Annotated in this window: 9 protein-coding genes, 5 tRNA genes and 1 pseudogene; all 15 read right to left on the bottom strand. The window is 51.4% G+C overall.

Going from position 1 to position 13,096, the window contains the following annotated elements:
- Positions 1–12 precede the first annotated feature (12 nt).
- Positions 13–87: transfer RNA gene (locus ACGCCZ_RS10380), tRNA-Cys, on the bottom strand.
- A 7-nt stretch (positions 88–94) separates the two neighbouring features.
- Positions 95–170: transfer RNA gene (locus ACGCCZ_RS10375), tRNA-Gly, on the bottom strand.
- A 5-nt stretch (positions 171–175) separates the two neighbouring features.
- A tRNA-Phe gene (locus ACGCCZ_RS10370) sits at positions 176–251 on the bottom strand.
- Positions 252–256: 5 nt separating this feature from the next.
- Positions 257–333 (bottom strand) — tRNA-Asp (locus tag ACGCCZ_RS10365).
- A gap of 6 nt (positions 334–339) precedes the next feature.
- A tRNA-Val gene (locus ACGCCZ_RS10360) sits at positions 340–416 on the bottom strand.
- Positions 417–1,530: 1,114 nt separating this feature from the next.
- Positions 1,531–2,418 carry an Hsp33 family molecular chaperone HslO gene (hslO, locus tag ACGCCZ_RS10355; protein ID WP_054323340.1) on the bottom strand — a complete coding sequence of 296 codons (888 nt, stop codon included), beginning with the start codon at positions 2,416–2,418 and terminating at the stop codon, positions 1,531–1,533.
- A gap of 15 nt (positions 2,419–2,433) precedes the next feature.
- Positions 2,434–3,177, bottom strand: a complete 744-nt coding sequence (locus ACGCCZ_RS10350; RefSeq protein ID WP_054323341.1) for a class I SAM-dependent DNA methyltransferase — start codon at positions 3,175–3,177, stop codon at positions 2,434–2,436.
- Positions 3,174–3,491 carry a YerC/YecD family TrpR-related protein gene (locus ACGCCZ_RS10345; protein ID WP_054323342.1) on the bottom strand — a complete coding sequence of 106 codons (318 nt, stop codon included), beginning with the start codon at positions 3,489–3,491 and terminating at the stop codon, positions 3,174–3,176. Before ACGCCZ_RS10345 ends, ACGCCZ_RS10350 begins: the two co-directional genes overlap by 4 nt.
- A 206-nt stretch (positions 3,492–3,697) precedes the next feature.
- On the bottom strand, positions 3,698–4,297 hold the full coding sequence (yihA, locus tag ACGCCZ_RS10340; protein ID WP_085532814.1) for a ribosome biogenesis GTP-binding protein YihA/YsxC: 600 nt from the start codon (positions 4,295–4,297) through the stop codon (positions 3,698–3,700).
- Positions 4,298–4,336: 39 nt separating this feature from the next.
- Positions 4,337–6,770: pseudogene (gene lon / locus ACGCCZ_RS10335) on the bottom strand (endopeptidase La).
- 205 nt (positions 6,771–6,975) lie between these two features.
- Complete coding sequence (gene clpX / locus ACGCCZ_RS10330; RefSeq protein WP_054323344.1) at positions 6,976–8,283, bottom strand: ATP-dependent Clp protease ATP-binding subunit ClpX; 1,308 nt, start codon at positions 8,281–8,283, stop codon at positions 6,976–6,978.
- Positions 8,284–8,321: 38 nt separating this feature from the next.
- Complete coding sequence (gene clpP, locus ACGCCZ_RS10325; protein ID WP_411655967.1) at positions 8,322–8,918, bottom strand: ATP-dependent Clp endopeptidase proteolytic subunit ClpP; 597 nt, start codon at positions 8,916–8,918, stop codon at positions 8,322–8,324.
- A 183-nt stretch (positions 8,919–9,101) separates the two neighbouring features.
- Positions 9,102–10,433, bottom strand: a complete 1,332-nt coding sequence (tig, locus tag ACGCCZ_RS10320; RefSeq protein ID WP_054323345.1) for a trigger factor — start codon at positions 10,431–10,433, stop codon at positions 9,102–9,104.
- A 280-nt stretch (positions 10,434–10,713) separates the two neighbouring features.
- The gene (locus ACGCCZ_RS10315; RefSeq protein ID WP_054323346.1) at positions 10,714–11,409 is read right to left on the bottom strand and encodes a metallophosphoesterase; all 696 of its coding nucleotides are present in this window, start codon (positions 11,407–11,409) and stop codon (positions 10,714–10,716) included.
- A 46-nt stretch (positions 11,410–11,455) separates the two neighbouring features.
- The gene (thrC, locus tag ACGCCZ_RS10310) at positions 11,456–12,967 is read right to left on the bottom strand and encodes a threonine synthase (RefSeq protein ID WP_054323347.1); all 1,512 of its coding nucleotides are present in this window, start codon (positions 12,965–12,967) and stop codon (positions 11,456–11,458) included.
- Positions 12,968–13,096: the final 129 nt, after the last annotated feature.

The following is a 13,096-nucleotide window of genomic DNA, read 5'->3' as shown; positions in this document are numbered from 1 at the left end:
GGCTTTCAAAATTGGAGGCGTCACCCAGATTTGAACTGGGGAATCAGGGTTTTGCAGACCCATGCCTTACCACTTGGCTATGACGCCAAAAAATTGGAGCGAACGACGAGGCTCGAACTCGCTACCTCCACCTTGGCAAGGTGGCGCTCTACCAGATGAGCTACGTTCGCATAAATGGTGCCTCCGGACGGAATCGAACCATCGACACGGGGATTTTCAGTCCCCTGCTCTACCAACTGAGCTACAGAGGCAAATATGGCGACTCGGAACGGGATCGAACCGTCGACCTCTAGCGTGACAGGCTAGCGTTCTAACCAGCTGAACTACCGAGCCGGATATTGGTGGGGACAATAGGACTCGAACCTATGACCCCCTGCTTGTAAGGCAGGTGCTCTAACCAGCTGAGCTATACCCCCTTTTTGTTTGCTGCTGTTCATCAGCGACGTGTTATATAATACTATATGATCTATCAAAAGTCAATACCTTTTTTCAATTTTTTTCAAGTTTTTTTTGATCGTTTTTGGAGGTTCATTTTTAAGGGTAAAACTACCTTCCTTCCCTCAAATTGTATTCGTATAGATTGCTTCTTGACACTTCTTGTGCAAGTTCCTTACAACATAAGCAACAATAGGGAACTCCTCTGTTTTTCCGTATGTTCTTTGTCCTCTCAGCCTCTTTTCTTTCCTTGTGACATTCCTATCCATCCTCCTCTAAAAAGACGATATCCTCTCGAACCGCCATCCGATCCGCTTCAATACCTTCCCTTACAGATAGGACGATATTCGCTCAATACGCTCAAATAGATATCATATACTGGCTATTTCCTTTTCATTCACCCTTTTTGTAGGAGGGATACATCCACATGTCCTCCATCTGCATCCAGGGATCATCGAAGTACACCTGTAGTCTTCATCATCACGATCGTAATGGAGGCGGAGTCCCTCTTTCAATACGGACTTATAGATTCCATTCCCATCACGCTGGCAAAGGTTGCGTGGGGCTATACACTTCTTTTCCCAGGAAAACAATTTTTCCCTTTCCGACTTCAAAAAGTGATGAACCAAAATTCAGCTTACCTTTTGATGTAGTCCATTCTCCTTCCCTCAAGACATATGCATCCCTTGCTTCAGGTTATCATTATTTTTCCGGCTTTGATCTATTTGACCTATAAAACAGCTCATCTTACGCCTCAAAACCTAACAAGAAGCGTTCACCCCATACATAAGGCCCACTGTTGGAAAAATTGTTTTATACACACCACTGCCTCCAAAACCGTTTCTGCGTAAAGAGTAAAATCTCTTCACGCGTAGCATTTCTGTCCCTTAAGGATATAAAAACGTGCATGAAAGGCTTTGCCCCCATGCACGTTTTATCAGGCTCTAAAGAAATATGGCTTCTATTTGGGGTTGAAAACGCCCCACTCTACTGCAGATTGTAAGGTAAAATGCTTTTTGCAGCTTTCCAATCCGAGCCTGCTCTCCGACAGGCCGTCCCTACTCTTATTCCATCCTCTCGAATCAGAAATACATCTCATTTATTTGCCACGCTGTCTGCCAACTGATTCAGCTCTTCTTGGGAGAAACGATATGCACGATTACAATACTGGCACTTCGCTTCCATAAAACCATCCTCCAACGCCAATGTGCGAATCTCCTCCGGACGGAGAGTTGCCAATGCGTTTGATACACGCTCCTTGCTGCAATTGCAGGCATATGCTACCGGGAATTCGTCTAAGATCTCCATTTCAAAACCTTGGAGAACTGTTTTACACATCTCTTCAATTGACATTCCCTTGGCAAGCATGGTCGTCACCGGCTCCAACACCGCGACATTCCTTTCCAATTGGCTGATGTCCGCATCGGTCGCTCCAGGGAGCACCTGCACCAACATGCCGCCAGCCAAAAGGAGTTTGTGATCGGCCTTATCGACCAACACCCCCAGAGCACAGACCGTGGGGATCTGCTCACTGACTGCATAATAGTTGGTAATATCCTCTGCAATCTCGCCAGAAACAATCTCTACCTGCCCAATGTAAGGCTGCCCAGAGCCAAAATCGCGCAACACGCCGAACAGGCCGTCACGCCCCACTGCACCGCCGACATCGAGCTTTCCATTCGGCTTGAGGGGCAAATCCACCCCAGGATGTTCCACCCAACCACGGCAATTCCCGCGGCTATCTGCAATCGCCACAACCGACCCCAATGGCCCTCCACCGTTGATCTTCAAGGTCAACGAGGCGTCATCCTTTTTGAGCATGCCTCCCATGATCGAGGCGCCCGTCAGTAAGCGTCCAAGCGCCGCTGTCGCTACAGGGCTGGTATCATGTACCTGTTGAGCTGTCGCCACAAGAACCGTGGAATCTACTGCTGCAGCCATAATTGCCCCATTCGAGGTGATACATCTGATCATTCTATCCATACAATCGAAACCATCCTATTTCATTTTGCGTGCAGCATAGACCACACGTTCCTCTCGCTCGCCCGGCTCCTGTAAACTCAAGTCGCCAAAGCGGTAAACTTTGTCGAACCCCGCCTCTTCCAACATGTGGAGCAGTTGTTCCGGTGGATAGGCGCGTTCATAGAAGTGTTCGCCGCTTCTTCGATAGAGACTCCCCTCCCGGCCAAAAAAGTCGAGTTGAATGCCAACACGATCATTCTTCTCCTCATAGTGGTTCTGCCAAACACAGTAGACCTCATCCGTATCATAAAGAAATACATTGTTGGCTAACACATAGCGATGTTTGTACACAGTATTGACATCGAAGAGGAACCACCCGCCAGGGTTCAGGAACAAGGAAACCCGATCAAACGCGGCCTGTACATCCTTCTCTAACGTCAAATGATTGATGCTGTCAAGGGCACAGATCACCGTATCCACCGTGCCATAGAGGTCAAGTTTTTGCATTTTTTGACACAGAAACAACAGGTCCAGGCCGCTCTCAGCTGCTTTTTGCCTTGCAACGGAGAGCATGTCCGCGGACCCGTCAATCCCGTAAACATCGATTCCCCGTTCTGCCAGTGCAATCGTCAGGCTGCCAGTGCCGCAGGCAAGGTCAAGCGTCAGACCCGGCCTATGCCCCAGATGTTCCATCAGTGCGCATAAGTATTCCGCACGGCGGGCGTATTCGACGTTTTGTGTCAGACTGTCATAATATTGTGCAAAGGAAGCGTAACTCATTTGTCCGCTTCCTTATGATCGCCATTTTTCTGATCTAGGCGGTCAAAGACCAGGGCGTACCCGTCACAGCCATAGTTGAGAGAGCGATTGACACGGCTGATAGTGGCTGTAGAGGCCCCTGTTTCCGCCACAATGTCGCTATAGACGCGCTTCGTACTCAACATATGGGCCACCAGCAAGCGCTGCGACATCGCCTTGATCTCTGGAACGGTACAGAGATCCTCAAAGAAATTATAGCACTCATCTACCGTTTTTAGAGAAAGAATCGCCTCAAACAGAAAATCAACACTCTCATCTTTGATTTTAGAGTTCAAAAAAGTCACTTCCCTATCGTATTTTTAGCAATCTCACAAAGTAAACCGACAAAATCCTCATAAAAAGCCGTTCCATTTTAAAATTCAGACTTTCCTCTGCCCTTATGAAACCACTATTAGTAAGATAAGATTTTAGCATATAAAAGTCAAAAAGTAAAGAGGCAAGCAGCATACTCCCTAGGGAAGCAAGTGATCTTATAAAAATTTTATAAATTTTGCACAGTATTTGCACAAGCCAACTCAATTTGATGACGCATGTCCTCCACCCCTTCACCGTTCACAGCCGAAAAAGGGATCAACATGGTATCCGGCAGTTCTTCAAAAAGTGCGCAATAAGCATCCATCTGCTGGGTTCGCTGCGTCTTATTGAGTTTGTCGCTCTTTGTAGCCACCACTAGAAAGGGCAACCCTGCCTGGGCCAAAAACTCGATCATATGAAGGTCATCGCGGGTGGGCATGTGGCGAAAGTCCACAATTTGCACCACTAAACGGATGTTACGCCCCGCATTTAAGTATCCTTCCACCAGTTCTGCCCAGCGCAATTTCTCTGAAGCAGAAACCTTGGCATAACCGTACCCCGGCAAATCCACCAAGCGGCAATCCGGCAGGCGATAAAAGTTGACCGTTCCTGTCTTTCCCGGTTTTGCACTGACACGCGCCAGCGATTTGCGGTTCAGCAGTTTATTAATGAGCGAGCTTTTCCCCACGTTGGAGCGGCCGGAGAAGACAATCTCCGGCACGCTGGAAGGGGGAAGCTGCTCTACGCGGCCCGAGGCAGACTCAAACACGGCATTTTGGAAATTCATTTGGGATTCCCCTTTCAACTGGTTTGATACCCACCGCCATTACTGCGGAAGTTGCGGCGCTGTAGCGGCAGCTTGTCCCGCCGCAGTGGACAGGATTCCCGACGGGGCATGTGCAGATTCAGGCTTTGGCTCCGGCATACATACCAACGCCGCCTCTAATACCTGGTCCACCTTCTGAACCGGCAGAAAATGAACGCTGTTCTTGACCACATCGTCCACCTCTGCGAGATCTGGAACATTGTCCGACGGGATTATCACGGTCTTAATACCCGCACGATAAGCCGCCATGGTTTTCTCTTTGAGGCCGCCGATCGGCAAAACACGGCCCAGCAGCGTGATTTCCCCGGTCATCGCCACATCATGGCGGATCGGGATATTGCATAGCGCCGAAGTGATCGCGGTAGCCATCGCAGTTCCAGCGGAAGGGCCGTCTTTGGGGATCGCCCCTCCGGTGCGTGGATATGGATGTCGTATTTTGCATGGAAATCGTGATCAATCCCCAACAAGGACGCGCGTGTCCGGATACAACTAATCGCTGTGCGCGCCGATTCCTTCATCACATCGCCCAGAGAACCCGTCAGTTCGATCTTTCCAGTTCCCTCCATAACGGCAACTTCGATCGGCAACAATTCGCCGCCGACGCTTGTCCACGCCAATCCGTTGACCAGCCCTACCTCGTCCGTTTTATGCAGATCGTCATTTTTGAATTTGGCCGGGCCGAGCAACCCCTCCAAATCCTTCGGGGCGATGGTGATCTTTGCCTCCCCATCCTCCACGAGTTTGACCGCGCACTTACGGCACAGGGCGGCAACCTGGCGTTCCAGGTTGCGTACGCCGGCCTCTCTGGTATAGCCGTCGATCAGTGCATGTACAGCGGCGGACTGGATACGTACCTGCTTGTTGGGAATCCCATGCTTTTTCATCTGCTTGGGAATCAGATGCTTGGTCGCAATCTGGAATTTTTCCTCGTGGGTGTAGCTTCCAGGGTAATCACATCCATGCGGTCTGCCAGCGGTTCTGGAATCGTGCTGTAATCATTCGCTGTTGTGATAAACATCACATCGCTCAGATCGAACGGCATGTCGATATAATGGTCGTAAAAGGTGGCATTTTGCTCGGAATCGAGCACTTCCAAAAGAGCAGAGGCCGGGTCTCCTCGGAAATCGTGGCTGAGTTTGTCGATCTCATCGAGCAAAAGCAGTGGATTTTTGGTGCCCGCCTGCTTGACGGCTGAAATAATGCGGCCGGCCATCGCTCCCACATACGTCTTGCGATGGCCAACGATGTCGGACTCATCCCGCACGCCGCCAAGGGACACCCGCACGTACTTCCGCCCGATGGCTTCAGCGATTGACCGCGCGATGGAGGTCTTGCCGACGCCCGGCGGGCCGACCAGACAGATGATCTGCCCCTTGATGTCTGGGGAAAGCTTTTTGACTGCCAACACTTCTAAAATGCGCTCTTTGACTTTCTTCAGGCCGTAGTGATCCCGGTCCAAGATCTTGCGGGCCTTTTCCAAGTCGATGTGCTCCTTGCTGACGGTATTCCATGGCAGATCCAAACAGGTTTCCAAATAGCCGACAATCACGCCCGCCTCATGGGAACCATCCGGCAACTTAGCCAGCCGGTCACACTCCTTGAGGAGCTTTTTTTCTTGCAATTCCGGCAACTGCAGTTTAGCGATGCGGTCGCGGAACTCGTCCGCTTCCTCCTGCGGGTTGTCGTCCTCACCCAACTCGTAGGAGATTGCTTTCATCTGTTCGCGCAGAAAATATTCCCGTTGGTTTTGGTCGATCTGCTCCTTGGCCTTCTCGCTGATCTGGCTCTCGATCTCAAGCACCTGTACTTCACGCTGTAAGATCTCTACCAACTTATTCAGGCGTTTAACCGGGGAGAGTTCTTCCAAAACACGCTGCTTCTGCTCATAATCGAACATGATGTTGGCTGCAATAAAGTCCGCCAGTTCCCCGCAGTCCTTCTTCTGCACCACGCCCACCACAATGTCCGGAGGCACACGGCTATAATTTTGCAGATACTGCTCGAATAACGTCTGCGTGAAGCGGATCAAGGCTTCGCTGCGCTGGGTTCTGCGATAGGCACGGGTCCGCACCGGCAAAATCTCTCCCACCAGGAATGGATCGCTTTCCTGTAGGCTGGCCAATTCCGCACGGTACAAGCCCTCCACAAATACTCGTACCCCATCCTCTGGATGGCGCACCACCTGCTTGATCTTTGCTACCACGCCGATACGGTACAGTCCCTGTAGCTTTGGCTCGTTGTCGCCGAGATCCTTTTGCGCCACCAGAAAGATCATCTGATTTTCGTCCATCGCCTTAGAGAGCGCCAGAATGGACTTCTTCCTGCCCACGTCGAATTGAAGCATCATCCCCGGGAACACCACCAGCCCGCGCAGGGCCAGCACCGGCAGCACCATATTTTCCTCTCGTTTATTTGCCAACTGTGTTGTACTCATGTGTGTATCCCTCCAAGTGCGCAAAAGCATCCCGAAAAATGCGGTTGCCTTTGGCGCTTATGAAGGCGTTGGTCTCCAGATATCGATGGCTCCGGAGCCACGCCTAGCAGAAATGGCTGCCGCAAGGCGGAGGGCTTCTCAGCCGCCCCGCTGCAACAGCCATCGTTTTTCGAATCGACTGCGCTAAACCGTCCCCGGCTGCGCATCATGCGGTATCTTTTCTACCGCGTTTTCTCGACGTTGTAATCTTGATCTTGACGGGCTTGCGGTCCGGATTATAAGTGAGCAGAGGCGGTTCGCCCTTTTCCACTGTCTCCGGTGTAATGGTCACTTGCTCCACTGTATAGTCCGAGGGAACCTCGTACATCAGCGGGGTTAGTATCTCCTCCATAATACTCCGCAACCCGCGTGCACCGGTTTTACGCTCAATCGTCTTGCGCGCAACCGCCCGCAGGGCCTCCGGCTGAAATTCCAAATTCACCTTGTCAAGCTGGAACAGCTTTTTATACTGGTTCAGCAGACTGTTCCGCGGCTCTGTGAGAATCCGCACCAACGAATCCTCGTCCAAGCCGTTCAACGCGGCAATGACCGGCAAACGGCCCACCAACTCGGGGATCAAGCCGAATTTTACCAAATCGTGCGGAATTACATCCTGCATCCATGCCGTGGTATCCAAGTCCTTTTTACTGCGCACTTCTGCGCCAAACCCCATCGAAGAGGAGGCAGTGCGCTTCTCCACGACCTTTTCCAAACCGTCAAAGGCTCCACCGCAGATGAACAGAATGTTGGAGGTATCGATCTGCAAGAACTCCTGCTGAGGATGCTTACGTCCGCCTTGTGGTGGTACATTGGAGACGGTCCCCTCCAAAATCTTCAACAACGCCTGCTGGACCCCCTCGCCACTCACGTCGCGAGTGATCGAGGGATTTTCCGACTTGCGGGCGATCTTGTCGATCTCATCAATATAGATGATCCCGCGTTCAGCGCGTTCAATGTCATAATCTGCCGCCTGAATCAGGCGCAAAAGGATGTTTTCCACGTCCTCACCCACATAACCGGCCTCTGTCAGTGTGGTAGCATCCGCGATGGCAAACGGCACATCCAGAATCTTGGCCAGCGTCTGTGCGAGAAGCGTCTTTCCCACACCCGTAGGCCCCAACAAAAGCACATTGCTCTTGGTGAGTTCCACATCGTCTTTTCCATAATAAATGCGCTTATAATGGTTGTAAACCGCCACAGACAGCGCGATCTTGGCCTCGTCCTGCCCAATCACATATTCGTCAAGCTGTTTTTTGACTTCCTGCGGCTTTGGCAGCACGGCGGAGGTCTCGCTGTAACTGCTCTTGCGGGCGTTCAGGCTGTTTTCATCCTCCAAAATGGACATACACAGCTCGATACACTCATCGCAGATATAGACGCCGGGTCCGGCGATCAGCCGGCGCGCCTCGCTCTGCGGCTTCCCACAAAAGGAACAGCAAATGCCTCTCTCTTTGATGTCGTCGTTATTGGGCATTCGTATCACCAACCTATCTCATTCAAAAAAGGTTTTGTCTACATGGCAAGGGGTAAGCGGTGTTCAATGACCTTGTCGATCAAGCCATATTCCATCGCCTGTTCTGCGGTCATGAAATTGTCGCGTTCTGTATCCCGCTCAATGACTTCCAGCGGCTGGCCCGTGCGTTCCGCCAAAATTCGGTTCAAGCGCTTTTTGGTCTGTAGAATGTGGTTTGTGTGAATCTGGATATCCGTCGCCTGGCCTTGGGCGCCGCCGCTCGGCTGATGGATCATGATGTCACTGTTTGGCAGAGCAAGGCGCTTGCCTTTTGCACCGGCCGCCAGAAGAAACGCCCCCATACTGGCTGCCATGCCCATGCAGATGGTGGACACATCGCATTTGATATACTGCATTGTGTCGTAGATCGCCAGGCCAGCGGTCACCGATCCGCCGGGGCTATTGATATATAGAGAAATATCCTTGCTTGGGTCCTGCCCCTCCAGATAGAGCAGCTGCGCGACCACCAGGCTGGAAGTGGTATCATTTACCTCTTCTGTCAACATGATGATGCGGTCATTGAGCAAGCGGGAAAAAATATCGTAGGAACGCTCGCCGCGGCTCGTCTGCTCCACCACATAGGGGACCAAGCTCATATCGGTATAGCTATTTCCAAAAATCATCCTAGAATCCTCGGTTCTCCACGCGAAAATCGATATAGGACTACCGCCGTGTTCCGCGTGGGAAGCACGGCGGCCTCTCCGGCAGAAAGGCTCACGCCCCTTGATGACAAACACGTACAGAGCTTTGGCCGCTTTTCCGCCGGTTATACAAAAATTTTATTCTGCGTCCTTGGCCTCCTCTGCCTTTGCTTCCTTCGCCTCATCGGCCTCTGTCACAACGGCAGTATCGCGCACGACCTGGATGGCCTTCTCAACCGCAATATCCTTCACAAGCTCTTCCTTCGGAATAAAGGACTTCACCTTATCAACCTCGAGCTCGTAGTTTTTAGCAAGCTTCTCATACTCTGCTTCCAGATCAGCATCTGTTGGCTGAATGTTTTCAAGTTCAGCAATCTTCTCCAACGCAAGGCGAACCTTGACCTGGCGCTCTGCCTGCGGGCGGAAGGACTGACGCAGCCCATCCATATTCATACCCGTGTACTGCAGGTATGTATTCAGGTTCAAACCCTGAGACTGCAAACGATAGGCAAAATCGCGCACATCGTCGTTGATGCGGTTGGTATACATCGCCTCTGGAATCTCTGCCTGGACCAGCTCTACGAGCTTATCAATCAGCTGATTTTCCACACCGTCCTTCGCCTGTGCTTCCGCAGCATCTTCCAGCTTCTTGCGAACATCGGCCTTGTACTCATCGAGCGTATCAAAGTCGCTGACATCTTTCACAAAATCGTCGTCGACCTCCGGCAGTTCCTTCACCTTGATCTCATGCAGCTTGATCTTAAAGACCGCCTCTTTACCGGCGAGCTCTTTTGCCTGGTAATCCTCCGGGAACGTCACGTTCACGTCGAACTCTTCACCCGTGGTATGGCCGACCACCTGCTCTTCAAAACCAGGGATAAACTGTCCAGAACCGAGTGTCAGGCTGAAGTTTTCCGCCTTACCGCCTTCAAATGCAACGCCGTCCACAAAACCCTCAAAATCGATCACTGCAATGTCATCGTTCTGTGCAGCGCGGTCCTCAACCGTCACCATACGGGAATTGCGGTCCTGTACCTTTGCAATTTCAGCGTCAACGGCCTCATCGGTCACAGCGACCTTGGCCTTCTTCGCCTCAATGCCCTTATAGCCTTCGATCTGTACCTCCGGCTTCGTGGTAATGGTAGCCTTGAATACCAGGCCATCCTTGCCGGCAGAAACGAGATCAAAATCAATTTTATCTTCAATCATGTCAAGCTTCGCTTCGTTGACAGCCGCTTCCAGCGCGTCCGGATAGAGCGCATTGATGGCATCCTCATAGAAGACCTCTGCCCCATAGTACTTTTCCACAAAAGCACGCGGAGCCTTGCCCTTGCGGAAACCGGGGATCATGATCTTCTTATTCTGTTTGCGATATGCTTGATCCACCGCTTTTTCAAAGGATGCGCCGTCGATTTCTACTTCCAGCTGGTAACGGTTGGTGTCAACCTTGTTGCTTGATTTCAGAGCCATTTTTATTCCTCCTGCAAAATTGCAAATTATCTTAGTTATTATAGCACAACAGTTCAGGATATTCCACCCATTGTAAAAATATTCAAAATTTATTCACGGCTACATGGAAGGCAGAACACAGGCCATCCGAAAAAACAGCCAAAGCCGGTAGATGGCCCTTCTCCTGCAGGCGTCTCCCAATGAGACATGAAAGGAGATATTTCTGCGAGAAACACAGAGCACCTTTGTGCATACACGGTTTCTTCGCTTTACAGATCCGTGGGACCTCTTTCAAGAAAGTCTACGCCCCTCGTACAAGCAGTGGCATAAACCCTAAATGATCGCACGAAATCAACACCATCTTGATGCCGGCATACTCGCCGGTGATGGCGCGCCGCGCCGCCTGGCTGCCGTGGATATGCCCAAAATAACAGGTCTTGATTCCACGCTTGACCAGCGTGTCGAGGATTTCCCGGCATTCTGCACCATCATACACCGGCGGATAGTGCAAAAACACCACCGGTTCACCTCCCTGGCGAATTCCATCGTCGATAGAAGCGTTCAATCGTCCAACTTCGCGATTGACAATTTTGACATCCTCTTCACTCTCTGCGTTATAAAGCCATCCGCGCGTGCCGCAGAGTGCCATACCATTCGCGAGAACCGCCGAATTATGAATCACGCCGATGCTGTCAAAACCTTTTTCTGCTAGGAAAGTTTCGATCTTCTTGCGGGTAGACCACCAATAGTCGTGGTTTCCCTTCAAAAGCCATTTCCTGCCCGGGAGCGAGTGAATGAACGCAAAGTCCTTTTCTGTCTCCTCCAGCCGCATCGCCCAAGAGATGTCTCCAGCAATCACGACGGTATCTGTCTCCGAGACAACGGCACGCCAGTTCTTTTCCAGTTTTTTTACGTAACCCTGCCAACCTTCAAAGACATCCATTGGCTTATCCGTCCCCAAGGAAAGGTGCAGGTCCGCAATTGCAAATACCGCTATTGTAATCGTCCTTTCTATGGAAGGCCGCGAGGGCCTGCTGCTTGCTTTATCTGGAAATTCCCAATCCGCTGAGCACCATATCGCTCATATGATCTGGCGTACAACACTGTGTAAAGCGGACGGGTTTACCCTCCAAAGCAGAGATCGGCGCCGGTACCGGCGCGCCGGTGAGCGCTTCGAGGGTATGCACATTTTCCAGGTCGCTGCTGTCCCCTTTTTTCGAATCGATGGACAACAAAACGCTGGTTGCAAATTTGTATGGGTTTGCTGTAGATGCGACTACCGTGGGCGTCTTTTCATCCTGTGTCTCCGCCAGATAATGACGATACACCTGTACCGCTACCGCCGTGTGGGTATCGCACACATAGTGGGACATATGATAAACTTCAGCGATTGCCTCGCCTGTCTGCGTATCGTCGCAAAAACCTGCGTGGAAGATTTCATGCAGCTTCTGCAGGATCTCCGGCCCCACTTCATAACGCCCGGTTTCAGAGAGCTGTTTCATCCAACCTGCCACACGCGCGCTGTCCCGGTCGGTAAGATCGTACAGCAGGCGTTCCAGATTGCTGGATACCAAAATATCCATGGACGGCGAGATCGTTGTGAAGAACTGACGGTTGCGGTCATATACACCCGTGCGCAGGAACTCCGTCAGTACATTGTTCGCATTGGAGGCGCAGATCAGCTTATGAACTGGCAGCCCCATTTTCTTTGCATAATAGGCAGCCAGGATATTGCCAAAGTTGCCCGTGGGAACCACGATATTGATTTCCTGACCCAGCTGTATCTTTCCTTCTTTCAGAAGATCGCTGTACGCAGAGAAATAGTAGACGATCTGCGGCAGCAAGCGTCCCCAATTGATCGAATTTGCGCTGGAGAACATCATACCGTTTTCCTCCAGCTTTTCCTTCATAATTGGATCGGTGAAGATACGCTTCACACCGGTTTGTGCATCGTCGAAATTCCCCTCAATGGCACATACCGCTACATTGCCGCCCTCCTGAGTGGTCATCTGCGTCTTTTGCATGGCGCTTACACCGTTTTGCGGATAAAATACCAGGATTTTCGTCCCCTCCACATCGCGGAAGCCCTCCAGCGCGGCCTTGCCGGTATCTCCGGAAGTCGCCACCAGAATCACCGCCGTCTTATCCGAGTGGATCTTTTTCAGCGATTTTGTCAACAGGTGCGGCAGAATTTGGAGCGCCATGTCCTTAAATGCACAGGTCGGCCCGTGCCACAATTCCAGCAAATAGACGGGAGCCGGGCAATTTGGCAGCTCCACCAGGGGCGCGGGATGCCCACCGGAAAATTTTTCTCCACCATAGGCCTTTTCCACACACTCACGGATTTCTTCTGCGGTAAAGTCTGTCAAAAAGTCGCCGAGAATCCGCTCTGCGCGCTGGAGATAGGTGCCATCTCTTAACTCCTCCAGCACGGAGGAGTCGTACTGCGGCAAATTTTCAGGCACAAAAAGGCCTCCATCCCCGCTGATTCCCTGCGCAATGGCCTGCGCCGCGGAGACCTGTTCGGCGCTGTTCCTTGTGCATTGATAGTTCATGTTGTTTCCTCCTTCTGTTTTCCGCCGTCCCAAAGCGCGATTGAAAGCCCCCAAGCAGACGCGGGAGCACTTGACGAATTTCAGCCGCGCTCTTGTCGCCGTTCTATTTTATAATAGAAATCTACAGTT

Source organism: Anaeromassilibacillus sp. SJQ-1 (assembly GCF_046693725.1).
Taxonomy (GTDB): domain Bacteria; phylum Bacillota; class Clostridia; order Oscillospirales; family Acutalibacteraceae; genus Anaeromassilibacillus.
The sequence above is the reverse complement of the archived record's forward strand: the minus strand, read 5'-3'. Positions and strand labels throughout refer to the sequence as shown.

Excerpts from the sequence above, each read along its gene's own strand:
- hslO (WP_054323340.1), bottom strand. The coding sequence starts at position 2,418 with ATGGATAGAATGATCAGATGTATCACCTCGAATGGGGCAATTATGGCT.
- ACGCCZ_RS10350 (WP_054323341.1), bottom strand. The coding sequence starts at position 3,177 with ATGAGTTACGCTTCCTTTGCACAATATTATGACAGTCTGACACAAAAC.
- thrC (WP_054323347.1), bottom strand. The coding sequence starts at position 12,967 with ATGAACTATCAATGCACAAGGAACAGCGCCGAACAGGTCTCCGCGGCG.
- yihA (WP_085532814.1), bottom strand. The coding sequence starts at position 4,297 with ATGAATTTCCAAAATGCCGTGTTTGAGTCTGCCTCGGGCCGCGTAGAG.
- tig (WP_054323345.1), bottom strand. The coding sequence starts at position 10,433 with ATGGCTCTGAAATCAAGCAACAAGGTTGACACCAACCGTTACCAGCTG.
- clpP (WP_411655967.1), bottom strand. The coding sequence starts at position 8,918 with ATGAGCTTGGTCCCCTATGTGGTGGAGCAGACGAGCCGCGGCGAGCGT.
- clpX (WP_054323344.1), bottom strand. The coding sequence starts at position 8,283 with ATGCCCAATAACGACGACATCAAAGAGAGAGGCATTTGCTGTTCCTTT.